This window comes from Paenibacillus pseudetheri, assembly GCF_924513355.1.
Taxonomy (GTDB): Bacteria; Bacillota; Bacilli; order Paenibacillales; family Paenibacillaceae; genus Paenibacillus_AQ; species Paenibacillus_AQ pseudetheri.
Genome location: NZ_CAKMAB010000035.1, coordinates 32,750 through 56,736, shown reverse-complemented (window position 1 = coordinate 56,736; position 23,987 = coordinate 32,750). Strand labels below are relative to the sequence as shown.

The following is a 23,987-nucleotide window of genomic DNA, read 5'->3' as shown; positions in this document are numbered from 1 at the left end:
GCACAGGAATTATGAAAGAACAATTAGAGAATATGAATGATCTGCTCAGACTGGCGGCACCGGGGACACCCTTTCGGGAAGGTCTGGAGAATGTGCTGCGCGCTAAGACGGGAGCACTAATCGTCGTTGGATATAGTCCTGAGGTGATGGAGGTAGTGGATGGAGGATTCTCCATTAACTGCGATTTTTCGCCCAATTATTTATATGAGCTCGCCAAAATGGACGGTGCCATTATTCTTAGTGAGGATTTGAAACGCATTTTGTATGCAAATACACAGCTAATTCCGGATTCGTCCATCTCTTCCATCGAGACAGGCATTCGTCACCGGACCGCCGAGCGCGTAGCGAAGCAAACAGGTAAACTGGTTGTTTCCATTTCACAACGCCGCAATATCATTACTCTGTATCAAGGATCCATTCGATATGCACTAAAAGAAATCGGAGCTATTTTGGCTAAAGCTAATCAAGCGATTCAAACCCTCGAAAAGTATAAAGCGGTTCTTACACAAGGACTGACGAATTTGTCTGCTTCGGAGTATGAGGGAATCGTAACCGTGGCCGAAGTGGTCGGAGTGATTCAGCGGGTAGAGATGGTTCTACGCATAAAAATGGAGATCAAACGATATATAAATGAACTAGGCAACGAAGGCCGCTTAATCAGCATGCAGATGGAAGAACTGGTTGGAAATACAGAGGAAGAAGCATGGCTCCTATACAGAGACTATGCTAAGGAAGAGCAAGAAGATAAAATTCGTGAAATTATTGCCGGTCTCAAACGTATTAGTGATGATGACCTAATGGATGACAACCATATTGCTCGATTGTTGGGCTACTCTTCTACGGCAATTTCTTCCGAAGAGGTGGTTACTCCGCGTGGATATCGTCTGCTCAACAAAATTCCGCGGCTTCCAAATGTGATCATTCATAATCTGGTGGAACGGTTTGAAATGCTGCCTAATTTGATGTCTGCAAGCATAGCTGAACTGGATGAAGTGGACGGAATTGGGGAGGTGCGGGCTCGTAATATTCAGGATGGGCTCAAACGTTTACAGAAGCAAGTTCTTATTGACAGGCAAATGTAAATAACATACAATCACGTAATATTGGAGCTGTTGAAGGCCAATGTGAGAAAATTGAGGTGAAGAAATGATACAAAAATCAATTCCGAGTCTTTTTACCATAGGTAACTTGATGCTCGGAATGTTTGGTATCATGATGGCGTTTGACGGTAAAGTTAGCATGGCCGCTATCATGGTTATTATTGCTATGCTGTTAGACGGATTGGATGGCCGAGTTGCTCGTGCACTTAAATGTGAGAGTGAATTTGGTAAAGAATTGGACTCTTTGTCTGATGTCGTTTCTTTTGGAGTAGCACCGGCTGTTATTATGTACGTCTCAAGCCTGCATGATTTAAATTCTGCATTAGCTTGGACAGTAACTGCAATTTTCCCGGTGTTTGGTGCATTGCGCCTTGCTCGCTTTAATGTTCATCCAGGGGTTCCTGGTTATTTCATCGGATTGCCAATTCCTGCTGCTGGTGGTGTACTTGCCACATTAGCTCTTTTTAATAAAGATGTTTCTGCTCCATTTATGATCGTGGCTACATTGCTCTTATCGTATTTGATGGTCAGCACTGTTAAATATCCTAATTTCAAGAAGGTTGGATTACCTAAAAAAGTGGTTGTCGGAGCGCCACTAGTCATTGTTGTTGCCGTGGCTTTAGCTGTTGTGTTCCCTGAACAAATTGCTAAGCTAATCTTCGTCTTACTTGGAATTTACGCGTTATATGGTTTTAAACAAAACATCGACCGATTGACAGCCAGACGCCGTCACCGTCGTAGAAGACGTTCTGAAGATAAAGTGTATCACTCGAAGAACGGTTAAAGCAGTCTTGTAGTAAGGTTGAACTAATATAATTTTGGCTAGAGGCTTTGTCGTCCTTAGGGGGTGGCAAAGCCTTTTTGCAATTCCAGCGCTACCCCGAGTTTATCGTCTTGAAAATTGGAACATACTGGTGAGGTATAGATCATTCAAGGATGAATAAAAAGGAGGTGCGTTAGGTTATGTGGAAAAAAGTGATATTGTCTTTTGCTTTAATATGTGGTGCTTGGTCTGGTTTTTCGCTATACCATGCGCTTGAAAGAGGATTCCCCAAGGGAATGGAAAAGCTAAGTGAAAGTTTACCTGTAGAGGGAAGCATTTTATTTACGGTGCTGGGTGCCATTATTTTTTTGTTTGCGGGGTCTTTATGCGCGGAATGGGGAGGTTCAAAACTGCGGGAGGCGGTTCTGTACTGTTCGCGTATACCAATGAATGAATTGGCTGCAGGTGCAGCTGGACTTACAGGGGGGCTTTTGCTATCTCTTCTGTTATATCCTACTATGATTTGGCTTGGGAAAGCTGGGCAGTTCCTGCAGGTACCCATTACGTTAGCTTTTGGATATATGGGACTGCGGATCGGTTTGGAGAAAAAAGAGGAACTAGCTGCACTTTGGACAACTGGACGCTGGGGACAAGCGGCTGAGCCGGAAGGTAGAGGCCTGGAGGAGCATAAAATCCTCGATACAAGCGTTATTATTGATGGTCGTATCGCCGACATTTGCAAAACCGGATTTATTGAGGGCACGATAGTCATACCGGAATTCGTACTTGAGGAGCTCCAGCATATCGCAGATTCTTCCGATCTACTGAAACGGAATCGCGGACGGCGGGGACTTGATATTCTCAATAAAATCCAAAAAGAGCTCGATGTGAAGGTATTAATCTACGAGGGGGATTTTGAAGAAATCTCTGAGGTGGATAGTAAGCTGGTGAAGTTAGCGAAGGTACTGCGAGGTAAAGTAGTTACCAATGACTTCAACTTGAATAAGGTTTGCGAATTACAGGGAGTCTCAGTCCTGAACATTAATGATCTTGCGAATGCTGTGAAGCCTGTAGTGTTGCCTGGTGAGGAAATCGTAGTTCAGGTCATTAAGGATGGCAAAGAACATGGACAAGGCGTAGCCTATTTAGACGATGGAACAATGATTGTTGTGGAAGGCGGACGGGAATATATCGGGACTACGATGGAGGTTCTCGTCACGAGTGTGCTTCAAACTTCGGCTGGACGGATGATATTTGCAAAGCCAAAGCTCTTGGAAAAAGCACAATAAGCGTAGATAAAGTGTACGGCAAATGTCCTATGGGTTGGAAATGCCCGCCAAACACGTTATGATGGGAATATACGTGAAAGACAGGAGCCTGAGTAATGTCAAACAGTGTGGGTGTCGTCATTGTGGCGGCAGGCAGAGGAACGCGAATGGGTACTGTAGAGAACAAGCAATATCTGTTACTGCAGGGTAAACCAATTATCGTTCATACGCTGGAAGTATTTCAGCAGCACGAATTGATTTCCGAAATCGTGCTCGTAACCGGTAAGGAAGATATTGAGCGCTGCCGGGAATGGATACAGCTCTATAAGCTGGACAAGGTTAAGGCTATAGTACCTGGTGGATCTGAGCGTCAGCATTCCGTACATAAAGGATTGTTGAAACTTACAACACAATGGGTAATGGTGCATGATGGTGTTCGCCCGTTTGTACAGCCGAATGAAATTGAGGCATGTTACGAGCGAGCGAAGCAGATTGGTGCTTCAGTTCTTGCTGTACCCGTCAAAGATACGATCAAACAGGTAGATAATGAAGGCAAAGTACTGTCTACGCCGGATCGGCGAAGTCTGTGGGCGATTCAAACCCCGCAGACTTTTCGTCTTTCTGAATTACTGGATGCCTATGCGGCCGCGGAGCGGGATGGATTTCTAGGTACTGATGATTCCAGCTTGGCAGAGCGTGCTGGCATTCCGGTTTCTGTGGTAGAGGGAAGCTACAGAAATATTAAGATTACGACGCCTGACGATTTGGATTTTGCAGAATTCACAGAAAGTAACAGGGGAGAGGGACAATCATGATCGCTGTAGGACAAGGATTCGATGTACATCAACTGGTTGAGGGAAGGCCTTGTATTATTGGAGGCGTTACGATTCCTTATGAAAAAGGACTAATAGGACATTCCGATGCCGATGTGCTACTGCACGCAGTAAGTGACGCGATTCTAGGCGCACTAGGACTTGGTGATATTGGCAGACATTTTCCGGACACAGATCCAGCTTTTAAGGACGCGGATAGCTTGAAATTATTAGAACAAGTGTGGGCACTTGCTAGCGAGCGAGGTTATAAGCTTGGAAATATCGATTCAACGATTATTGCCCAAAAACCAAAGATGGCGCCATACATTCCACAAATGACGGAGATTATCGCTCGTGCGCTTCACACGGACCCGTCCAAGGTGAACGTTAAAGCTACGACTACTGAACAGCTTGGTTTTGCCGGTCGTGGCGAAGGAATTGCCGCACAATCTATTGTCTGTCTGCTCCAAGATGTGATATCATCTTGAGATGGTCTAAGTAGCAAATCTAAGTATTAACCATATGAAGCGGAGGGAAAATAATGACGGATCAAGTCCGGGTGCGTTACGCACCGAGCCCTACGGGACATTTACATATAGGTAACGCCAGAACGGCGCTGTTTAACTATCTGTTCGCCCGTAATAAAGGCGGTAAATTCATTATCAGAATTGAAGATACAGACGTGAAGCGCAATGTCGCAGGCGGCGAAGAGAGCCAGCTTAAGTATTTGAAATGGCTAGGTATGGATTGGGATGAGAGTGTTGATGTTGGCGGAGAATACGGACCTTACCGCCAGACTGAACGTCTTGACCTATATCGTGTATATTGGCAGGATTTGCTGGATAAAGGTTTGGCTTACCGCTGCTACTGCACAGAGGAAGAACTGGAAGCGGAACGTGAAGAACAGACTGCACGTGGAGAAACCCCTCGTTATTCCGGCAAACACCGTGATTTGACGGAAGAACAGCGCCTTGCCTTTGAAGCTGAGGGACGAGTAGCTAGCATTCGCTTCCGTGTACCAGAAGATCGTACGTACACGTTCGATGATATCGTAAAAGGTACTATTTCTTTTGATACGAAAGAAATGGGTGATTTTGTTATCGTGAAGAAGGACGGAATTCCGACCTATAACTTTGCGGTAGCTGTTGATGATTATCTGATGGCTATCACTCATGTACTGCGTGGGGAAGATCATATTTCCAACACACCACGTCAGCTTATGATTTATGAGGCTCTTGGTTGGAACCCCCCAATATTTGGTCATATGACACTGATTGTTGGTGACAACCATAAGAAGCTTAGCAAGCGGGATCAATCTGTAATTACATTTATTGAGCAATATGATGAATTGGGTTACTTGCCTGAGGCTTTGGTTAACTTCATTTCTCTACTGGGCTGGTCGCCAGAGGGTGAAGAGGAGATCTTCAGTAAAGAAGAACTTATTTCTATTTTTGATGCGGACCGTTTGTCCAAAAGCCCGGCTGTATTCGATAAGCACAAGCTGGCGCATCTAAATAATCACTATATTAAGCATGCTGATCCTAAACGGATCTCGGCATTAGCGATTCCACATCTGCAAAAAGCGGGGAAAATACCGGCTGAGCTGAATGATGAGCAGCTGGCATGGGCAGAAAACCTTGTAGCACTGTATCAAGAGCAGATGACCTCTGCCTCCGATATCGTAGCGCTATCTGAATTATTCTTCCGCAGCCATCTGGAGTTAGAAACAGAAGCGGCGCAGGTTCTGGCGGAAAGCCAAGTGCCTGAAGTCTTGTCTGCTTTCCTAGCTAAGGTTGAAGCTTGCCAGGATTTCAGTGCTAGTAATATGGCTGTACTGATCAAGGAAGTGCAGAAAGAAACAGGGCACAAAGGCAAAGCACTCTTTATGCCGATACGTGTGGCTTTGACCGGACAAACGCACGGACGTGATCTTAATATTACGATTGCTTTGCTCGGCCAAAACCGTGTCATCGAACGTTTGAAATCACAAATTAAAGGAGCTTAAGGTAGTATTACTTATCATTAAGCCTCTTGTCAGTCCCTTAGCTTTTACGCTAAGATAGAACCATATGATAATAGCTGTGATCAGGAGAAGTACGTCCATAAAGGCAATTGCCAGAGAGAATAACCGAGAAAGGGATACCCTTTCGGGCTGGGAGTTATTCATTTGTCCGGGGCAGAACATGCGCCTGTGAGCTGCACGGTTGAACGATCCTAAAGGCTCGTTAGATCGCGCCGGGTACATCGCCGTTAATGATGCCAAGTGGAACGAAGGAACTCTGCCGATGGTAACAACGCAGCCTGTTTGATTCGTTCAAGCAGAGTGGAACCGCGGTTAAACGTCTCTGCAGCTTTATGCTGCAGGGGCTTTTTTTGTTTCAAGGTATCTTTTTTTTAGATAACAAACCAAGCAAACACCCACAGCATATGTATGATAAGAATGATGGATTGGAGACAATACCTTCCTTGTGTACCTGTAAATAGGAGATGGGGGAGTCAAGAAGAGAGGAACCGTGATGTTTAAGCATATTAAGTCGGACATTCGGGCGGTATTTGATAACGATCCCGCTGCCCGCAGCTGGTTCGAGGTTGTCTTCACATATGCAGGGTTGCACGCCATTTGGGGGCACCGGATTGCCCATTCTTTTTTCAAACGCCGCTGGTATACAATGGCCCGTATAGTCTCACAGTTTAGTAGATTTATGACTGGTGTTGAAATCCATCCCGGAGCTGTCATCGGAAATAGGCTGTTTATCGACCATGGTATGGGGATTGTTATTGGAGAAACCTGTGAAATCGGTGATGATGTTATTATCTATCAAGGGGTTACACTCGGGGGGACAGGGAAAGAAAAAGGTAAGCGCCATCCCACAGTTGGCAACAATGTAGTTATTGGTTCTGGTGCGAAGGTATTAGGATCGTTTCGTATCGGTGACAATTCAAATATAGGTTCGAATGCGGTTGTGTTGCGTGAAGTCCCAAATAACAGTACGGTAGTAGGAAATCCGGGCCGTGTAGTAAAACGTAACGGTGAACGTGTATCCGATCGCTTGGATCATACCAAGATGCCAGACCCGCTTGTAGATTCACTTCGCTTTCTTCAGAAAGAAATCGAAGAGATCAGAGAGAAGCTTGGTGAAGAAGATAAGCAAAAGACCGCACAGAGGCTAGTCGAAACTCAGCAGTACATTGGTGATTACGAAATTTAAGCATATCCGGTACTTATGGAATCGGGACAACAGAAAGGGTTGGAATAGGATGGCTTTACAAATTTACAACACAATGACACGCAGCAAGGAGCAGTTTGTGCCCCAAGAGTCGGGCAAAGTGAAAATGTATGTATGTGGTCCAACCGTTTATGGATATATGCATATCGGAAATGCTAGACCTATTATTGTCTTTGATATGGTCCGGAATTATTTGGAGCAACTCGGTAATGAGGTACGGTATGTTACGAACTTCACAGATGTAGATGATAAACTGATACGTAAAGCAGAAGAAATGAACACTTCAGTAGCAGAGGTTGCTGAGATTTTCATTAATGCTTATCGTGAGGATCTTGAAGGGCTTGGAGTAAAACCGGCAACATTGAATCCGCGGGTAACAGAAAGCATGGAGCTAATCATTGAATTCATTAAAGAGCTTGAGGAAAAGGGGTATGCCTACGAGAGTAGTGGCGATGTATACTACCGTACTTCCAAATTTGAAGACTATGGTAAGCTGTCCCGTCAGAATCTGGATGAATTGCAGTTTGGTATTCGCGTGGAGGTAGACTCACGGAAAGAGAAGCCCGAGGACTTTGTGCTGTGGAAAGCAGCAAAACCAGGTGAAGTGTACTGGCAGAGCCCATGGGGAAATGGACGCCCAGGCTGGCATATTGAATGCTCGGCCATGGCAAGAGAGTTCTTGGGGGATACGATGGACATCCACGGGGGTGGACAAGATTTGCAGTTCCCGCATCATGAATGCGAATGCGCTCAGACAGAAGCTCTGACGGGTAAACCACTCTCTAATTACTGGATGCATAATGGATTTATCAACATCGGTGATGAAAAAATGTCGAAATCATTGGGTAACGGTTGGCTTGTGAAAGATATCCGTGGGCAATTTAAAGCTGGAACTATTCGTTATTTCATGCTATCGACCCATTATCGTAATCCGTTGAACTTTTCGGTGGATTCAATGACTTCAGCCGAAAAGAGCGTAGAACGTATCTCGCTTGCAGAAAGTAACGTTAAACATCGTCTTGAACTTGCTGCTGAAGGTGCTCAGGGTGAGGTCAGCTTAGAGATTAATGATAAGCTATCTGCAATCGTGGCCAATTTTCATGCTAGAATGCAGGATGACTTTAATACTCCTGATGCGATCACCGCTATGTTTGATTGGGTGAGTCTTGCTAACCATACCCTTGCGAATAATGAGGCAGCCCCAGCTGATTTTGCTGCGCTATTGCAAGCTTTTGGGGAAATGAATGCTGTACTGCGTTTGACACCTGAGCTTGAAGAAGAGATTGCGAGTGAAGAAGTTGAACGATTGATCGCGGAGCGGGTTGAAGCGCGTAAGAATAAGAACTGGAGCCGGTCCGATGAGATCCGTGATGAATTAGGTCGCTTGGGCATATTGCTTGAGGATACTCCACAAGGAATGCGGTGGCGGCGTAAATGAGTGAGGAACGCAAGTTTCAGAACGGGTGGTTTCCTTACGAGCCTTCCAAACCTGCGCGACTCCTCTCACCAATTGTGCTTGCCTATGTAGGAGATGCCATTTACGAAGTGTCAGTTCGCCAGTATTTAGTATCTCTTCCGAATTTGCGCCCAAACCATTTGCATCGCTCTGCTACAGGACTTGTATCCGCTAAGGCGCAGAGTGCAATTCTTGGATTTTTGGAGCCAAGTCTCACAGAAGAGGAAAAAGATGTCGCCCGTCAGGGGAGAAACGCTAAATCGGGAAGTATTCCTAAGAATGCAGATGTGCTTGAATACCGTCATGCTACTGCTTTTGAATGCCTGATAGGTTACTTATACTACACAGGCCAACAGGAGAGAATACAAGAAATTGTGAACAGTGGCATACAGTTTATGTTGAAACAGCCGTGATAAGGCTTTTGCGAAATAGAGAATAGGAGAAGTGAACATGGAAGAAGATTTGAAGACAGAAGAGGAAATATTGGCTGGGAAGCATTCCGTGCTTGAGGCGCTACGTGCGGGTCGTACATTAAATAAAATATGGATTGCAGAAACGGCTCAGAAGCATCTGACCGCACCAATCGTCGCTGAAGCACGTAAAGCGGGGATTGTCATTCAGCATGTGGACAAGCGTAAGCTGGATCAACTTGCTCCTGGAGTTCAACATCAGGGGGTAGTTGCTCAAGCGGCACCTTTTGCCTATGTCGAGGTAGATGATCTGCTGGCTGCAGCTGAAGCCAAAGGAGAGCCTGCATTTTTGATTTTGCTGGATGAGATCGAAGATCCGCATAACCTGGGGTCCATTCTGCGTACAGCAGATTGTACTGGAGTGCATGGAGTAATCGTACCTAAACGTCGTTCGGCTCAGATTACTGCTACCGTCTCCAAAACATCGGCGGGCGCCGTGGAATATGTTCCGGTTGCGCGGGTCACTAACCTGGGTCAGACCATTGAACGTCTGAAAGAGCAGGGAGTCTGGGTAGTAGGTACGGATGTGGATACAGATCAGAATCTGTTTGGATCCAATATTTTCACAGGACCGGTAGCTGTTGTAATCGGTAATGAGAACAAAGGGATGGGACGCCTGATTCGTGAAAAATGTGATGTATTACTTAAGCTGCCGATGGCCGGAAAGATCAATTCATTAAATGCCTCTGTCGCCGCAGGAGTCATTATGTATGAAGTGGTACGCCTTCGGCAACAGCAGGGATAACTATGGCCGACTGGCGCGATGTGCTGCTTGTGGACGGGTACAATATGATCGGTGGCTGGCCGGAACTTGCGGCACTGTCCCAGATTGGTATGCAGGAAGCACGCGACCGCTTGATGGATTTGCTGGCAGATTACCAGGCTTACTCAGGACGACGAGTTATTGCTGTGTTTGATGCATACCGCGTTCCAGGATTGGGACGGTCATTTGTCCAGGGTAAAGTCCAGGTGTTTTTCACCAAGGAAAAAGAAACCGCAGATGAATGCATCGAGCGATTGGTTGGAGAATTTAGCAACCGACGTCGGCAGATCTATGTTGCAACGAGTGACTTTGTGGAGCAGCATATTATTTTTGCCCAAGGTGCACTGCGGATTTCTGCAAGAGAATTGCATCTGGAAATTGTAGAGAATCAGAAACAAGTAAAAAAGGCTATCGAACCGGGAAATATCAGTTCTACACGTCATTCTTTGGGAGACAAACTGCCTCCTGATGTGCGGAGTAAACTGGAAAATTGGCGTAGGCAGTGACAAGTGGGAAGATTTAGGCGATATTTTTATTCCATTTTATGCTATTCTAGATTGTTTTTGGACAAATCCGGTTGACGGTGTAAGGTAACATAATATATACTGATCCTATATTTCGCGAAGTAACGATGTGTCTTGCGTTGCAGCCGGGGGGATTCTTGGTGAGTGTCGACCTCAAGGAAATAATGCTATCCGAGTATGATTTCATAAGTGATGAAGATATTGTCGAGGCTTTCCGTGGTGGCGACAGTGGCGCATTGGAACACTTAATTAATAAATACCGTAATTTTGTACGTGCTAAAGCCCGCTCTTATTTCTTGATCGGGGCAGATCGTGAAGATATTGTCCAAGAAGGAATGATTGGTCTATATAAGGCTATTCGTGACTTTAAAGGTGACAAGCTCTCTTCATTCAAGGCTTTTGCTGAGCTCTGCATAACACGTCAGATTATAACCGCTATTAAGACGGCCACGCGTCAGAAGCATATTCCGCTCAATTCTTATGTTTCTTTGGACAAGCCCATTTATGATGAAGATTCCGACCGGACGCTTATGGATGTCATTTGTGGAACTCAGGTACTAGATCCAGAAGAGCTAATTATCAATCAAGAAGAATTCATTGGACTTGAAGATAAGATGGCGGAGATTTTAAGTGACCTAGAGCGTAAGGTTCTGATGTTGTATTTAGACGGACGATCTTATCAGGAAATTGCTGAAGATCTGAAGCGGCATGTGAAATCTATTGACAACGCTTTACAACGAGTAAAGCGGAAATTAGAAAGATATCTAGAAGTGCGTGACAATTAATGATATAATGAACACAAGAGGGCTCGTACATCGAGTTCTTTTTTTTAGTCTCATGAAATTGCTTAGATAGAATTAGGAGCTAACACTAAAAATTTCTATTTGAGTCGATTTTAGTTGTTGCCGTTGAGGGTAGGTTTATACACAGTCGGAATGCCCCATAATGATAAGGAAGACAGCGAAGTGTGAGGAAGAGATAGACCCAAGGACAGGGTACGGCCATATGACTATAACACCCGAAATTACCCAGTGCAGAACGGAATTCTTTCGTTGACACAGACCTTGACATTATGCTAAAGTGTTTTAGGTAGGCCTAAATTCGCGGCTTTTTTTAGGATCAATATTTACGTCTTCTAATTGTATTGTTAGAAGGACGTCTCGGGAGGTGCACATCATGCGGGTAATTATCACTTTGGCTTGTACAAGTTGCAAACAAAGAAACTATGCGACTACCAAAAACAAGCGAAATCACCCCGACCGCATGGAGATGAAGAAATTTTGCAAGTATTGTAACTCGCAAACTCCTCATCGCGAAACCAGATAGTCTGTGGAGGTGTAGTCGGCATGAAACGTAGTTTCAAGTCTATGTTTTCCTTTTTCACTGAGAGCTGGAGTGAACTCAAAAAAGTTCGCTGGCCAAGTCGTAAAGAATTGACCAACTATACATTGATCGTTCTCGGTACAATAGTAGTTGTCGCTATTTACTTCTGGGTTCTGGACATCGGTATTTCCGCTGTGATTGAAGCGATTATTTAGAGAGGTCCCAGGTGGCTTGATATGGAAAAAAGATGGTATGTCGTTCATACCTATTCTGGGTATGAGAATAAGGTCAAAGCCAATTTGGAAAAGCGCGTTGAGTCCATGGGCATGGAAGACAAAATATTCCGCGTTCTTGTTCCTATGGAAGAAGAAATCGTAAACAAAGACGGTAAGAAAAAAACCGTTATGCGTAAAGTTTACCCGGGTTATGTTTTGGTGGAAATGGTTCAGACTGATGATTCCTGGTATGTTGTCCGCAATACTCCGGGCGTTACTGGATTTGTTGGTTCGACAGGCTCAGGGTCTAAACCAACAGCTTTGCTTCCGGAAGAGGTAGAACAAATTCTGAAGCATATGGGCATGGTTGAACCTAAAGCGAAGATTGATTTCGAAATCAAGGAATCCGTACGTATTATGGTTGGTCCGTTTGCGAATTTTGTGGGATCCGTGGAAGAAATTTTGGCTGACAAGAGCAAGATCAAAGTGCATGTGAACATGTTTGGACGGGAAACCCCGCTAGAGTTGGATTTCACTCAAGTGGAGAAAATATAACATAAGCTAAGGGTTTCTTGTGGGAGAGCGCCAATGGCGTTCGAAGACCACTATTTTTGCAAGGAGGTGTCACTCATGGCTAAAAAAGTTATTAAAATGGTGAAACTGCAGATTCCTGCAGGGAAAGCGAATCCAGCGCCTCCAGTAGGTCCAGCGTTAGGTCAAGCAGGTGTCAACATCATGGCATTCTGTAAGGAATTTAATGCTCGTACTGCCGACCAGGCTGGCTTGATCATTCCGGTTGAAATTACAGTATTTGAAGACCGTTCCTTTACGTTCATCACTAAAACTCCTCCGGCTGCTGTTCTGCTTCGCATCGCTGCTAAAGTAGAAAAAGGATCCGGCGAACCAAACAAGAAAAAAGTAGCAAAAATCGGCCGCGCAGCGGTTCGTGAAATTGCTGAAACAAAAATGCCCGACCTTAACGCTGCAACTGTAGAAGCTGCAATGCGTATGGTTGAAGGTACTGCTCGCAGTATGGGTATCACAATCGAAGACTAGTAGTTTTCGAAGAATCGGTCATTCGTGACCCGCAAGTATGTGGGAGGAATTTCCGCTAACACCACAAAGGAGGAACATTTCATGGCTAAACATGGTAAGAAATACCAAGAAGCTGCTAAGCTGATCAACAGCGAAGCAACTTACGAGCCTTCAGAAGCTGTAGAGCTTGTGAAAAAGGCAGCGACTGCAAAATTCGACGAAACCGTTGAAGCAGCAGTTCGTCTGGGTGTAGACCCGCGTAAACAAGACCAAGCAGTTCGTGGTGTTGTTGTCCTGCCTCACGGCACAGGTAAAACACAACGCGTGCTTGTATTTGCAAAAGGTGAAAAAGCGAAAGAGGCAGAAGCTGCTGGCGCGGATTTTGTTGGTGATCAAGACATGATCAACAAAATTCAACAAGGCTGGTTTGAATTTGATGTCTGCGTAGCTACACCTGATATGATGAGTGAAGTCGGTAAACTGGGTCGTCTGCTTGGTGGTAAAGGTCTTATGCCTAACCCTAAAGCTGGCACAGTTACATTCGATGTTTCCAAGGCTGTGCAAGAAATCAAAGCCGGTAAAATCGAATATCGTCTTGACAAAGCAGGTCAAATTCACGCGCCAATCGGCAAAGTGTCCTTTGATGCTGCACAATTGAACGATAACCTTAAAGCTCTTATCGACGCTTTGAACCGTGCGAAACCAGCTGCTGCTAAAGGTGTATACCTTAAAGGCATCTCGATTTCTTCCACAATGGGTCCTAGCGCTCGTGTGAACACAACCGTCTTCAGATAAATAAGGGTTGACTCTTTGAGTCAATTTTGATAATCTATAACAGTTGTGAAACTTAAGGTATCAATCTTAACCTTGAATATGCTTACCGTAGACAGTAGGTGCCTTAGTGCTTAATTTCCTACCGAGGTGTTGTGATAGAAACAAGAAGTAACGAGCCCCGCTCGTATAACTTTCGTTTTATCAAGCCTTCGTGATTCTGCGGAGGCTTTTCTAATGCCTGCGTAGGAGCGGTGATGCTTTCCTTGGAAAGGACGCCGACACATAAATTTTCAGGAGGTGTATACATTGGCAAATGCAAAACTAATTCAAGCAAAACAGGATGCGGTTGACGTTGTTACTGCGAAACTGCAGAACAGTCTTTCGACTGTTGTAGCGGACTACCGTGGATTGACCGTTTCCCAAGTGACTGAACTGCGTAAGCAACTTCGTGAAGCTGGCGTTGAGTTTCAAGTCCTGAAGAACACATTGCTACGTCGCGCAACTGCTGCGGCTGAGTTGACTGAGTTGGATGGAGTTTTGACTGGTCCAACAGCTATCGCATTCAGCACAACTGATGCAGTAGCTCCAGCTAAAATTTTGAACGATTTCGCCAAGAAAAACGACGCTTTGAAATTGAAAGGCGGCGTAGTAGAAGGACGTGTCATCGACGCGGACCAATTGAAAGCACTGGCTGAGCTTCCATCCCGCGATGGTTTGCTGTCCATGCTGCTTAGCGTACTTCAAGCTCCAATGCGCAACTTCGCGCTTGCAGTTAAAGCTGTTGCTGAAAAAGAAGAACAAAGCGCGTAAGCCTTTGACTCTTGCAGCATAAATCAATACCACAAACAAATTTAAATTATAAATGGAGGTTCAATCATGAGTAAAGAAGCAATCTTGGAAGCAATTAAAGGCATGAGCGTATTGGAACTGAACGATCTGGTTAAAGCAATTGAAGAAGAATTCGGCGTAACAGCAGCAGCTCCAGTAGCAGCTGGCGGTGCGGTAGCAGCAGTAGCTGAAGAGCAATCCGAATTTGACGTAATTTTGACAGGCGCTGGCGCTTCCAAAATCAACGTTATCAAAATCGTTCGCGAAATCACAGGCCTTGGCTTGAAAGAAGCTAAAGACCTTGTAGACAACGCACCAAAAGCAATCAAAGAAAAAGTAAGCAAAGAAGAAGCCGAAGCTACTAAAGCAAAATTGGAAGAAGCAGGCGCAGCTGTAGAAGTGAAGTAATTCCTTCTATACTGAAAACCCCTTGAACTTGTTCAAGGGGTTTATTTTATAAAAATATAAAGATAAAGTATAAGTTTCACACTATACTTTATCTTTATATTTCTCGCTTAAACGCTTACCGTCCTTATAAGGACGTCGAAGACGTATATGCTTGATAGAGTTAGTAGGGTTGTGTGAATACAAACTATTAACATAAAGGAAAGGGAGGATAGAGATGTCGCAACATTATTATTCGCAGCAACCGGAAGTGCGTCATGACAGACGTACCATCGACACCGTTCTAAGAGGCAAAAGCTTTCGTTTTACAAGTGATGCGGGTGTGTTCTCTAAAGGAGACATCGATTACGGTAGTCGAGTTCTCATTGAAGCTATGGATATTCCGGACGGTTCGGCAGTGCTTGATGTGGGTTGCGGATATGGACCGATAGGCATAAGTGCAGCATACCTAGCCCCCAAAGGGCAAGTTACGATGGTTGATATTAATAGTCGTGCGGTAGAACTAGCGCGTGAAAATGCTCAGCACAATGGAATCCGGAATGTTACGGTAATGGAAAGCGATGTGCTCGGCGCATTGAATGAACAACAAAAGTTCGATGTGATTCTTACCAATCCTCCGATACGTGCAGGAAAAGCTGTAGTGCATCAGATTTTTGAAGAAGCTTATGAGCATTTGAATGAGGGTGGATTTCTGTGGATTGTTATTCAGAAGAAGCAGGGCGCTCCATCAGCGGTAGCTAAACTTGAAAGCTTGTTCTCAAATGTAGAAGAAGTGGGCAAAGACAAAGGTTATCGTATTATTAAAGCTCAAAAATAAAAATCAATAGGTTATTGACATGTGATAGTGATAATGGTATTATTATAAAATGTCAGTATTAAGATAGGCTCCATGTCTTTAGTTTGCTGAAAATGTCAAGCGATATATTGTCGCCGGCTAGCGCAAGCCGTACGGCAAGTTTTGTGCGAATTGGTTCTCTATGCTCTGGCGTAGCGAGTGTTACGCGGTAATAGATAATAGCGCATAAACTGTTGCTTGGTGACGTATAATATGTACGTTTTGGGCAAATCTACTGGATAAGGAGTATTTTGGTCATGGATAAGTGCGCTCTTTTTTCGAAGATTTCGATAAGGGCTTTTCTTTTATTTATGACTGAATCCTTGTAGTATGGTTCCATTATACGGTTCCAAACAAGGGTTCGCAATCAATTTTTAAGTGAGTAGACATGAGGGGTGAGTAAAGTTGGCAGGACATCTTGTTCAGTATGGTCGACGCACTCGGCGGAGCTATGCGAGAATTAACGAGGTACTCGAGGTCCCGAACCTGATCGAGATCCAACAAAAATCTTATGATTGGTTTTTGGAGGAAGGATTGCGGGAAATGTTTCAGGACATCTCGCCGATCCAGGATTTCACAGGTAATTTGGTACTAGAGTTCATTGATTACAGCCTGGGTGAACCAAAATATACGGTTGACGACGCTAAAGAGCGGGACGTGACGTATGCGGCTCCTCTGCGTGTAAAGGTGCGGCTCATTAATAAGGAGACCGGTGAGGTCAAAGAGCAGGAAGTGTTCATGGGAGATTTCCCGCTGATGACGGAGACCGGCACTTTTATTATTAACGGTGCGGAACGGGTTATTGTCAGCCAGTTGGTTCGCTCTCCAAGCGTCTATTTCAGCACAAAAGTGGATAAGAACGGCAAAAAAACCTACACCGCCACAGTAATCCCGAACCGCGGAGCCTGGTTGGAACTTGAGACCGACGCTAAGGATATTATGTATGTTCGTATCGATCGGACTCGTAAAATTCCTGTTACCGTACTTTTGCGTGCTCTCGGTTTCGGTAGTGATGCCGAAATTCTGGAATTGCTTGGCAATGATGAATATATTCGCAATACGCTGGATAAAGACAACACGGACTCCACGGAGAAGGCGCTTATTGAAATTTATGAGCGTTTGCGTCCGGGCGAACCGCCGACACTAGACAATGCCAAAAGTTTGCTGGTCGCGCGTTTCTTTGATCCAAAACGCTACGACCTAGCTAATGTAGGCCGTTACAAAATCAATAAAAAGCTACACATTAAGAACCGTCTTTTCAATCAACGTCTTGCTCAGCCTTTGGTTGACGAAGCTACAGGAGAAATCCTGGCAGAGTCCGGTCAAATGGTCGATCGCAGACTGCTTGATGAATTGATTCCATACTTCGAAAAGAATGTTGCCTTTAAGAACTACCGTGTTACTGGTGGAGTTATGGACAGCGAAGATATTCCTCTTCAAACGATTGACGTATTCTCGCCAATTGAAGAAGGTCGGGTTATTAAGCTGATTGCTAACGGCAACATCGACAAGTCTGTTAAGCACATTACTCAAGCTGATATTATATCCTCGATCAGCTACTTTATTAATTTGCTTCACGGAATTGGTAATACCGATGATATTGACCATCTGGGTAACCGTCGTCTGCGTTCTGTGGGTGAACTTCTGCAGAATCAGTTCCGAATCGGTTTGTCCCGTATGGAGCGCGTTGTGCGTGAAAGAATGTCGATTCAGGATGCTAATGCAATTACGCCTCAAGCTCTGATCAATATTCGTCCGGTTATCGCGTCCATTAAAGAGTTCTTCGGTAGCTCCCAGTTGTCTCAGTTTATGGACCAGACGAACCCACTTGCGGAACTTACGCATAAACGTCGTCTGTCTGCACTCGGACCCGGTGGTCTGACACGTGAACGCGCGGGCTTTGAAGTTCGTGACGTCCATCACAGTCACTACGGCCGGATGTGTCCAATTGAAACACCGGAAGGTCCGAACATTGGATTGATCAACTCCTTGTCCACCTTTGCTCGTATCAACGAATATGGCTTTATTGAAGCTCCGTATCGTTGGGTAGATCCAAAGACAGGTAAGGTAACTGAACAAATCGATTATCTGACTGCTGATGAGGAAGATAATTATGTAGTTGCTCAGGCTAACGTATTGATCGATGAAGATGGCTCCTTTAAGGAAGACATGGTAATCGTTCGTTACAATAAAGACTCTGACAACATTACAACAATGCCAAGTAATCGTGTAGATTACATGGACGTTTCGCCTAAACAGGTCGTATCCGTCGCTACGGCGCTCATTCCGTTCCTTGAGAACGATGACTCCAACCGCGCTCTGATGGGATCTAACATGCAGCGTCAAGCCGTTCCACTTCTAATTCCTAAAGCTCCGCTCGTCGGAACAGGGATGGAACATAAATCCGCTAAGGATTCTGGCGTATGTGTTGTTTCTAAGTATGACGGTATTATCGAACGCTCTTCAGCTAATGAAATTTGGCTGCGCCGGGTTGAGACTGTCGAAGGCAAAGAAGTTAAAGGCGATATCGTTAAATATAAATTACACAAATTTATGCGTTCTAACCAAGGTACCTGTATTAACCAACGTCCTCTAGCTAAAAGAGGGGATATTGTTAAGAAGGGTGACATCCTGGCGGACGGTCCTTCTACAGAAATGGGCGAACTTGCTCTTGGTCGTAACGTAGTCGTTGCGTTCATGACTTGGGAAGGTTACAACTACGAGGATGCGATCCTGTTAAGTGAAAAACTAGTTAAGGAAGATGTATACACTTCGATTCATATCGAGGAATACGAATCCGAAGCTCGTGACACTAAACTGGGACCTGAAGAAATCACACGTGATATTCCAAACGTGGGCGAAGAAGCTCTGCGCAATCTTGATGAGCGTGGAATTATCCGCATCGGTGCGGAAATCAGTGCTGGTGACATTCTAGTTGGTAAGGTTACTCCAAAGGGTGTAACTGAATTGACTGCAGAAGAGCGTCTCCTACACGCTATCTTTGGTGAGAAGGCTCGTGAAGTACGGGATACCTCTTTACGCGTTCCTCACGGTAGTGATGGTATTATCGTTGATGTTAAAGTATTTACACGTGAGAACGGCGATGAGCTGCCTCCTGGCGTAAATCAATTGGTTCGTGTGTACATCGCTCAGAAACGTAAGATTTCTGAAGGTGACAAAATGGCCGGACGTCACGGTAACAAGGGTGTCGTTGCTCGTATCCTGCCAGAAGAAGATATGCCGTTCCTTCCGGACGGTACGCCAGTACAGGTTGTTCTTAACCCTCTAGGCGTTCCTTCTCGTATGAACATCGGACAGGTGCTTGAGGTCCATATTGGTATGGCCGCATTGCGTCTGGGAATTCACATTGCAACGCCGGTATTCGACGGAGCGCGTGAGTACGACGTATTTGATACGATGGAAGAAGCTGGCATGCAGCGTAATGGTAAGACTGTATTGTACGATGGTCGTACAGGTGAACGCTTCGAACGTGAAGTTACTGTCGGCGTCATGCATATGATCAAACTGGCGCACATGGTTGATGATAAGATTCACGCCCGTTCAACAGGACCTTACTCACTAGTTACGCAACAGCCACTGGGTGGTAAAGCTCAGTTTGGTGGACAGCGTTTCGGGGAGATGGAAGTGTGGGCGCTTGAAGCTTACGGTGCTGCATATACATTGCAAGAAATTTTGACCGTAAAATCCGATGACGTGGTTGGTCGCGTGAAGACGTACGAATCCATTGTCAAAGGTGAAAATGTACCGGAACCAGGTGTTCCTGAGTCGTTCAAGGTATTGATCAAAGAACTGCAGTCCCTGGGTATGGATGTTAAGATTCTTAGCGGTGACGAGCAGGAAATTGAAATGAGAGAGTTGGACGATGAGGACGAGACGTCAGGCGACAAGTTGAGCCTCAATTTAGAAGGCGCAGAAGTCGGAGTAGAATAATCACGTTGGAGCTTTTGAGTTCCATTTTATAAAGGACCGCGCCCTCTTTTGATGTAACAGTCAGAGGAGGGCAAAGCGGTACTAAATCAGGATTAGGTTAAGGAGGGTTGCTCCTTGTTGGACGTTAACAATTTTGAATTTATGAAAATCGGACTCGCTTCTCCGGAGAAGATTCGTTCATGGTCCCGCGGAGAAGTTAAGAAACCGGAAACCATTAACTATCGTACATTGAAACCGGAAAAAGAGGGTCTTTTCTGCGAGCGTATCTTTGGACCGCAAAAAGACTGGGAATGTCATTGCGGTAAATACAAACGTGTCCGTTATAAGGGCGTAGTCTGCGACCGTTGTGGCGTTGAAGTTACTCGTGCTAAAGTTCGTCGTGAACGTATGGGTCACATTGAATTGGCTGCTCCGGTATCTCATATCTGGTACTTCAAAGGTATCCCAAGCCGTATGGGTTTGGCACTAGATATGTCTCCAAGATCACTTGAAGAGATTATCTACTTCGCTTCGTATGTTGTAACTGACCCAGGTGAAACACCACTGGAAAAGAAACAACTTCTATCCGAGAAAGAATATCGTAGCTACCGTGAAAAATACGGTTACGGATTCCAAGCGGGCATGGGTGCTGAAGCTGTTAAGAAGCTTCTTCAAGACATCGACATCGAAAAAGAGCTGGAATTCCTCAAAGAAGAACTGCGTACGGCCCAAGGCCAACGTCGGAACCGGGCGATCAAACGTCTGGAAGTCATTGAAGCATTCCGTAACTCAGGCAACAAACCTGATTGGATGATCATGGATGTTCTTCCGGTTATTCCTCCGGAGCTTCGTCCGATGGTTCAATTGGATGGTGGCCGTTTTGCTACGTCTGATTTGAACGATCTTTATCGTCGTGTTATTAACCGGAACAACCGTCTGAAAAGACTGCTGGATCTTGGTGCACCTGACATTATCGTGCAGAACGAGAAACGGATGCTACAGGAAGCTGTCGATGCTCTCATCGATAACGGCCGTAGAGGACGTCCGGTAACGGGTCCTGGTAACCGTCCATTGAAATCTCTCAGCCACATGCTGAAAGGTAAACAAGGACGTTTCCGTCAGAACTTGCTCGGTAAACGGGTTGACTACTCTGGTCGTTCCGTTATCGTTGTAGGACCGTACCTCAAGATGTATCAGTGCGGACTTCCTAAGAAAATGGCGCTAGAATTGTTCAAGCCTTTTGTCATGAAGGAATTGGTTAATAAGGGCCTAGCCCACAACATAAAGAGCGCAAAACGTAAAGTTGAGCGTGTAAGTCCTGAAGTATGGGATGTACTTGAAGAAGTAATCAGAGAGCACCCAGTACTTCTAAACCGCGCACCAACACTTCACCGTCTCGGTATCCAAGCTTTTGAACCGATTTTGGTGGAAGGTCATGCTATTCGTCTTCACCCACTCGTATGTACGGCTTATAACGCCGACTTTGACGGTGACCAAATGGCAGTGCACGTTCCTCTGTCAGCAGAAGCTCAAGCGGAAGCACGTATTCTCATGCTTGCATCCGGTAATATCTTGAACCCTAAAGACGGAAAACCGGTTGTAACACCTTCCCAGGATATGGTACTTGGTACTTTCTACCTGACCATGGACAACAAGGAAGAAAAAGGATCAGGTATGATTCTGCGTACCGTAAATGAAGCTGTATCAGCTTACCAACGCGGAACTGCAGGTCTTCATGCTCGTGTAGCTATTCCAGTTAAAGCACTGGGTAAGACTTGCTTTACGGAAAAACAACAAGGCGCAATGTTGATTACTACGATCGGTAAGATTATCTTTAATGAAATTTACCCAAGTAGTTTCCCTTATATCAATGAAGCGACTAAGACTAACTTGCTGCATGGCACGCCAGAGAAATACTTTATCTATGAAAAAGGCGCAGATATTCGCGAGCTGATTGAATCCGCTCCTGAAGCCAGCGCTGTAGGTAAAGAATATCTGGGTCTGATTATCGCACGTTGTTTTGAAACTTATCATACAACCAAAACCTCTATGATTTTGGATAAAATCAAACAACTCGGCTTTACTTACTCCACACGTTCCGGTGTTACCGTTGCTGTGTCGGATGTTATCGTGCCTGAGGAAAAAGTTACGATCTTGAAAGAGTCCGAAGCTAAGGTAGATGTGGTTGCTAACCAATATCGCCGTGGTCTGATCACTAATGACGAACGGTACGACCGTGTTATTGAGATCTGGTCGAAGACGAAGGATGATCTTACGAACATCCTGCTTAAATCGATGGACCGTTTCAACTCTATCATGCTCATGGTTGACTCCAAAGCGCGGGGTAACAAATCGCAGATCACTCAGCTGGGTGGTATGCGTGGTCTGATGGCAACACCTTCGGGTCGGATTTTCGAATTGCCAATTAAAGCGAACTTCCGTGAAGGTCTAACGGTCTTGGAGTACTTTATCTCCACTCACGGAGCGCGTAAAGGTCTTGCCGATACCGCACTTCGTACTGCTGACTCCGGTTACTTGACTCGTCGTCTCGTTGACGTAGCTCAGGATGTTATCGTCCGTGAGGAAGATTGTGGAACAGATAAAGGATTTACAGTTAGTCGTATTCAGGATGGTAAAGAGGTTATTGAGGATCTGTATGACCGTATTGAAGGTCGTTACTGCTTCGAGACTGTTCGTCATCCAGAAACAGGTGAAATCATTGTTCACCGGAACGATTTGATTGACTCTGATAAAGCGGAAGCAATCGTGAATGCTGGGGTAACTAAGCTGCAAATTCGCTCTGTACTAAGCTGCCGTGCTCGTCATGGTGTTTGTAAGAAATGTTACGGACGTAACTTGGCAACTGGTAAACACGTTGAGATTGGTGAAGCGGTTGGTATTATCGCTGCACAATCCATCGGTGAACCAGGAACCCAGCTTACAATGCGTACGTTCCATACCGGCGGTGTTGCCGGTGATGACATCACGCAAGGTTTGCCGCGTATTCAAGAGTTGTTTGAAGCCCGTAACCCTAAAGGTCAAGCTACAATCAGTGAGATCGATGGTGTAATCAAGGAAATCCGTGAAACTAAGGATCGTCGTGAAATCGAGGTTCAAGGTGAAGCAGAATCCAAGACTTATTCCATTACTTATGGTTCACGTCTACGTGTCAGCGAAGGCCAAGAAATTGAAGCCGGCGATGAGTTGACAGACGGTTCGATTGACCCTAAAGAAATGCTGCGAATCAAAGGGATCCGTGGGGTACAAAACTACATTCTGCAAGAAGTTCAGCGTGTATATCGTAACCAGGGCGTTGAGATCAATGATAAGCACATTGAAGTTATGATCAAACAAATGCTTCGGAAGATCCGTATCATTGATGCAGGTGACACAAGTCTGTTACCAGGTGCGTTTGCGGATATTCATGAATATGAAGCTGCTAACAAGGAAGCCATCTTGTCAGGTAAAGAGCCTGCAGTTGCTAAACCGGTCTTACTCGGTATAACCAAGGCATCTCTTGAGACAGATTCCTTCTTATCCGCTGCATCTTTCCAAGAAACTACTCGTGTCTTAACAGACGCTGCTATCAAAGGCAAAGTAGATAAGTTGCTTGGACTCAAAGAAAATGTTATTATCGGTAAGTTGATTCCTGCAGGTACTGGTATGAATCGTTACCGTAATGTTAAGCTAAGTGATCCAAATGCAGAAAGCGCACTTGAATCTTTAGAGCCGGTTCCTGCTGAATAAATTAGCAATCATGGTAGTGAACTCGTGTCATACCTATTTATAGGTGTGACACGAATATCTGCTGTGTATAATATTCATAAAAATTATTGCTGAATTTCTTGACACCATCTATTGATAATGCTAAAATGTCTAAGGTGCGTGAGTAGCCATGTTATCCTTGTTCATTGGAGGTAATGATTATGACTGATGATAGAGGACTACAGGATGCTCAGGTCAAGATCGGTACCAAACAAACCGTCAAGGCGGTAGAGTTGGGCCAAGCTGCAGAAGTCTATGTGGCAGAGGACGGAGATCAAAGGCTTACTTCCAGGATAGTTATGCTTTGTAACAAACAAGGTGTTAAGATCACATACGTGGATACGATGCTGAATTTGGGCAAGGCCTGCGGAATAGAAGTTGGCGCTGCGATGGCAGCCGTCTTAAAACAATAGCTACGGAAATGTTTTTGTACTGGGGTGAACTCCAGCGGCAAGAACTTTTCATTTGTCTTTTTATGAACCGCCTGGGTCTGT

24 protein-coding genes and 1 other annotated feature are annotated in these 23,987 nt (G+C 45.0%); of the genes, 23 read left to right on the top strand and 1 reads right to left on the bottom strand.

All coding sequences use genetic code 11. From position 1 onward, the window contains the following. The first annotated feature begins 11 nt into the window (after window positions 1–11). The 6 genes from disA (at window position 12) to gltX (ending at window position 5,948) form a co-directional block, all read left to right on the top strand. Window positions 12–1,082: a DNA integrity scanning diadenylate cyclase DisA gene (disA, locus tag L1028_RS23755; RefSeq protein WP_234540286.1), complete on the top strand. Its 1,071-nt coding sequence runs from the start codon at window positions 12–14 to the stop codon at window positions 1,080–1,082. A 64-nt stretch (window positions 1,083–1,146) separates the two neighbouring features. Then, on the top strand, window positions 1,147–1,884 hold the full coding sequence (gene pssA / locus L1028_RS23750; RefSeq protein ID WP_234540284.1) for a CDP-diacylglycerol--serine O-phosphatidyltransferase: 738 nt from the start codon (window positions 1,147–1,149) through the stop codon (window positions 1,882–1,884). A gap of 179 nt (window positions 1,885–2,063) precedes the next feature. Beyond that, complete coding sequence (locus L1028_RS23745) at window positions 2,064–3,152, top strand: PIN/TRAM domain-containing protein (protein ID WP_234540282.1); 1,089 nt, start codon at window positions 2,064–2,066, stop codon at window positions 3,150–3,152. 95 nt (window positions 3,153–3,247) lie between these two features. Further along, complete coding sequence (gene ispD / locus L1028_RS23740) at window positions 3,248–3,946, top strand: 2-C-methyl-D-erythritol 4-phosphate cytidylyltransferase (RefSeq protein WP_060625846.1); 699 nt, start codon at window positions 3,248–3,250, stop codon at window positions 3,944–3,946. Next, window positions 3,943–4,431: a 2-C-methyl-D-erythritol 2,4-cyclodiphosphate synthase gene (gene ispF / locus L1028_RS23735; protein ID WP_234540279.1), complete on the top strand. Its 489-nt coding sequence runs from the start codon at window positions 3,943–3,945 to the stop codon at window positions 4,429–4,431. Before ispD ends, ispF begins: the two co-directional genes overlap by 4 nt. Before the next feature lie 53 nt (window positions 4,432–4,484). Next, a complete protein-coding gene (gene gltX, locus L1028_RS23730; RefSeq protein WP_234540277.1) occupies window positions 4,485–5,948 on the top strand; it encodes a glutamate--tRNA ligase in 1,464 nt (487 codons plus the stop codon). Between the two features lie 245 nt (window positions 5,949–6,193). Here the strand turns inward: gltX and L1028_RS31375 are convergent, their stop codons facing one another. Next, entirely contained in the window at window positions 6,194–6,325 is a 132-nt protein-coding gene (locus L1028_RS31375) for a hypothetical protein (protein ID WP_279306910.1), read from the bottom strand. Window positions 6,326–6,459: 134 nt separating this feature from the next. Here L1028_RS31375 and cysE point away from each other — a divergent pair, with 134 nt between their 5' ends. The 17 genes from cysE to L1028_RS23645 all read left to right on the top strand — a co-directional run bounded on the left by cysE (window position 6,460) and on the right by L1028_RS23645 (window position 23,906). Beyond that, window positions 6,460–7,152, top strand: a complete 693-nt coding sequence (gene cysE, locus L1028_RS23725) for a serine O-acetyltransferase (protein WP_234540275.1) — start codon at window positions 6,460–6,462, stop codon at window positions 7,150–7,152. Window positions 7,153–7,201: 49 nt separating this feature from the next. Continuing rightward, a complete protein-coding gene (gene cysS / locus L1028_RS23720; RefSeq protein ID WP_234540273.1) occupies window positions 7,202–8,608 on the top strand; it encodes a cysteine--tRNA ligase in 1,407 nt (468 codons plus the stop codon). Further along, window positions 8,605–9,039, top strand: a complete 435-nt coding sequence (locus tag L1028_RS23715) for a Mini-ribonuclease 3 (RefSeq protein WP_042192194.1) — start codon at window positions 8,605–8,607, stop codon at window positions 9,037–9,039. The genes cysS and L1028_RS23715 overlap by 4 nt, the downstream gene beginning before the upstream one ends. A 37-nt stretch (window positions 9,040–9,076) precedes the next feature. Beyond that, entirely contained in the window at window positions 9,077–9,841 is a 765-nt protein-coding gene (rlmB, locus tag L1028_RS23710) for a 23S rRNA (guanosine(2251)-2'-O)-methyltransferase RlmB (protein WP_234540271.1), read from the top strand. Window positions 9,842–9,843: 2 nt separating this feature from the next. Beyond that, entirely contained in the window at window positions 9,844–10,365 is a 522-nt protein-coding gene (locus tag L1028_RS23705) for an NYN domain-containing protein (protein WP_060625841.1), read from the top strand. A 158-nt stretch (window positions 10,366–10,523) separates the two neighbouring features. Then, the gene (sigH, locus tag L1028_RS23700) at window positions 10,524–11,168 is read left to right on the top strand and encodes an RNA polymerase sporulation sigma factor SigH (protein WP_036680496.1); all 645 of its coding nucleotides are present in this window, start codon (window positions 10,524–10,526) and stop codon (window positions 11,166–11,168) included. Between the two features lie 391 nt (window positions 11,169–11,559). Beyond that, on the top strand, window positions 11,560–11,709 hold the full coding sequence (rpmG, locus tag L1028_RS23695) for a 50S ribosomal protein L33 (protein ID WP_076099620.1): 150 nt from the start codon (window positions 11,560–11,562) through the stop codon (window positions 11,707–11,709). 20 nt (window positions 11,710–11,729) lie between these two features. Beyond that, window positions 11,730–11,921: a preprotein translocase subunit SecE gene (gene secE, locus L1028_RS23690; RefSeq protein ID WP_036680497.1), complete on the top strand. Its 192-nt coding sequence runs from the start codon at window positions 11,730–11,732 to the stop codon at window positions 11,919–11,921. Window positions 11,922–11,942: 21 nt separating this feature from the next. Then, window positions 11,943–12,476, top strand: coding sequence for a transcription termination/antitermination protein NusG (gene nusG, locus L1028_RS23685; RefSeq protein ID WP_036680499.1), 534 nt, complete (start codon window positions 11,943–11,945; stop codon window positions 12,474–12,476). A gap of 75 nt (window positions 12,477–12,551) precedes the next feature. Then, entirely contained in the window at window positions 12,552–12,977 is a 426-nt protein-coding gene (gene rplK, locus L1028_RS23680) for a 50S ribosomal protein L11 (protein WP_036680502.1), read from the top strand. An 81-nt stretch (window positions 12,978–13,058) separates the two neighbouring features. Next, entirely contained in the window at window positions 13,059–13,751 is a 693-nt protein-coding gene (gene rplA / locus L1028_RS23675) for a 50S ribosomal protein L1 (protein ID WP_036680504.1), read from the top strand. A 67-nt stretch (window positions 13,752–13,818) separates the two neighbouring features. After that, window positions 13,819–13,972, top strand: a sequence feature (ribosomal protein L10 leader region). Window positions 13,973–14,036: 64 nt separating this feature from the next. After that, a complete protein-coding gene (rplJ, locus tag L1028_RS23670; protein WP_234540268.1) occupies window positions 14,037–14,540 on the top strand; it encodes a 50S ribosomal protein L10 in 504 nt (167 codons plus the stop codon). Window positions 14,541–14,606: 66 nt separating this feature from the next. Then, the gene (rplL, locus tag L1028_RS23665; RefSeq protein WP_042131233.1) at window positions 14,607–14,966 is read left to right on the top strand and encodes a 50S ribosomal protein L7/L12; all 360 of its coding nucleotides are present in this window, start codon (window positions 14,607–14,609) and stop codon (window positions 14,964–14,966) included. Between the two features lie 214 nt (window positions 14,967–15,180). Then, window positions 15,181–15,780 carry a class I SAM-dependent methyltransferase gene (locus L1028_RS23660; RefSeq protein ID WP_234540266.1) on the top strand — a complete coding sequence of 200 codons (600 nt, stop codon included), beginning with the start codon at window positions 15,181–15,183 and terminating at the stop codon, window positions 15,778–15,780. Window positions 15,781–16,203: 423 nt separating this feature from the next. After that, entirely contained in the window at window positions 16,204–19,749 is a 3,546-nt protein-coding gene (gene rpoB / locus L1028_RS23655) for a DNA-directed RNA polymerase subunit beta (RefSeq protein ID WP_042131231.1), read from the top strand. 114 nt (window positions 19,750–19,863) lie between these two features. After that, the gene (rpoC, locus tag L1028_RS23650; RefSeq protein ID WP_234540264.1) at window positions 19,864–23,475 is read left to right on the top strand and encodes a DNA-directed RNA polymerase subunit beta'; all 3,612 of its coding nucleotides are present in this window, start codon (window positions 19,864–19,866) and stop codon (window positions 23,473–23,475) included. Window positions 23,476–23,654: 179 nt separating this feature from the next. After that, a complete protein-coding gene (locus L1028_RS23645) occupies window positions 23,655–23,906 on the top strand; it encodes a ribosomal L7Ae/L30e/S12e/Gadd45 family protein (protein WP_042131229.1) in 252 nt (83 codons plus the stop codon). The last annotated feature ends 81 nt before the right edge of the window (window positions 23,907–23,987 follow it).

Coding starts and splice junctions, on each gene's coding strand:
- secE (WP_036680497.1), top strand. CDS start 11,730: ATGAAACGTAGTTTCAAGTCTATGTTTTCCTTTTTCACTGAGAGCTGG.
- L1028_RS23715 (WP_042192194.1), top strand. CDS start 8,605: ATGAGTGAGGAACGCAAGTTTCAGAACGGGTGGTTTCCTTACGAGCCT.
- cysS (WP_234540273.1), top strand. CDS start 7,202: ATGGCTTTACAAATTTACAACACAATGACACGCAGCAAGGAGCAGTTT.
- pssA (WP_234540284.1), top strand. CDS start 1,147: ATGATACAAAAATCAATTCCGAGTCTTTTTACCATAGGTAACTTGATG.
- L1028_RS23745 (WP_234540282.1), top strand. CDS start 2,064: ATGTGGAAAAAAGTGATATTGTCTTTTGCTTTAATATGTGGTGCTTGG.
- L1028_RS23705 (WP_060625841.1), top strand. CDS start 9,844: ATGGCCGACTGGCGCGATGTGCTGCTTGTGGACGGGTACAATATGATC.
- rlmB (WP_234540271.1), top strand. CDS start 9,077: ATGGAAGAAGATTTGAAGACAGAAGAGGAAATATTGGCTGGGAAGCAT.
- ispD (WP_060625846.1), top strand. CDS start 3,248: ATGTCAAACAGTGTGGGTGTCGTCATTGTGGCGGCAGGCAGAGGAACG.
- gltX (WP_234540277.1), top strand. CDS start 4,485: ATGACGGATCAAGTCCGGGTGCGTTACGCACCGAGCCCTACGGGACAT.
- rplL (WP_042131233.1), top strand. CDS start 14,607: ATGAGTAAAGAAGCAATCTTGGAAGCAATTAAAGGCATGAGCGTATTG.
- L1028_RS23645 (WP_042131229.1), top strand. CDS start 23,655: ATGACTGATGATAGAGGACTACAGGATGCTCAGGTCAAGATCGGTACC.
- cysE (WP_234540275.1), top strand. CDS start 6,460: ATGTTTAAGCATATTAAGTCGGACATTCGGGCGGTATTTGATAACGAT.
- rplA (WP_036680504.1), top strand. CDS start 13,059: ATGGCTAAACATGGTAAGAAATACCAAGAAGCTGCTAAGCTGATCAAC.
- ispF (WP_234540279.1), top strand. CDS start 3,943: ATGATCGCTGTAGGACAAGGATTCGATGTACATCAACTGGTTGAGGGA.
- L1028_RS23660 (WP_234540266.1), top strand. CDS start 15,181: ATGTCGCAACATTATTATTCGCAGCAACCGGAAGTGCGTCATGACAGA.
- rpmG (WP_076099620.1), top strand. CDS start 11,560: ATGCGGGTAATTATCACTTTGGCTTGTACAAGTTGCAAACAAAGAAAC.
- nusG (WP_036680499.1), top strand. CDS start 11,943: ATGGAAAAAAGATGGTATGTCGTTCATACCTATTCTGGGTATGAGAAT.
- rplK (WP_036680502.1), top strand. CDS start 12,552: ATGGCTAAAAAAGTTATTAAAATGGTGAAACTGCAGATTCCTGCAGGG.
- disA (WP_234540286.1), top strand. CDS start 12: ATGAAAGAACAATTAGAGAATATGAATGATCTGCTCAGACTGGCGGCA.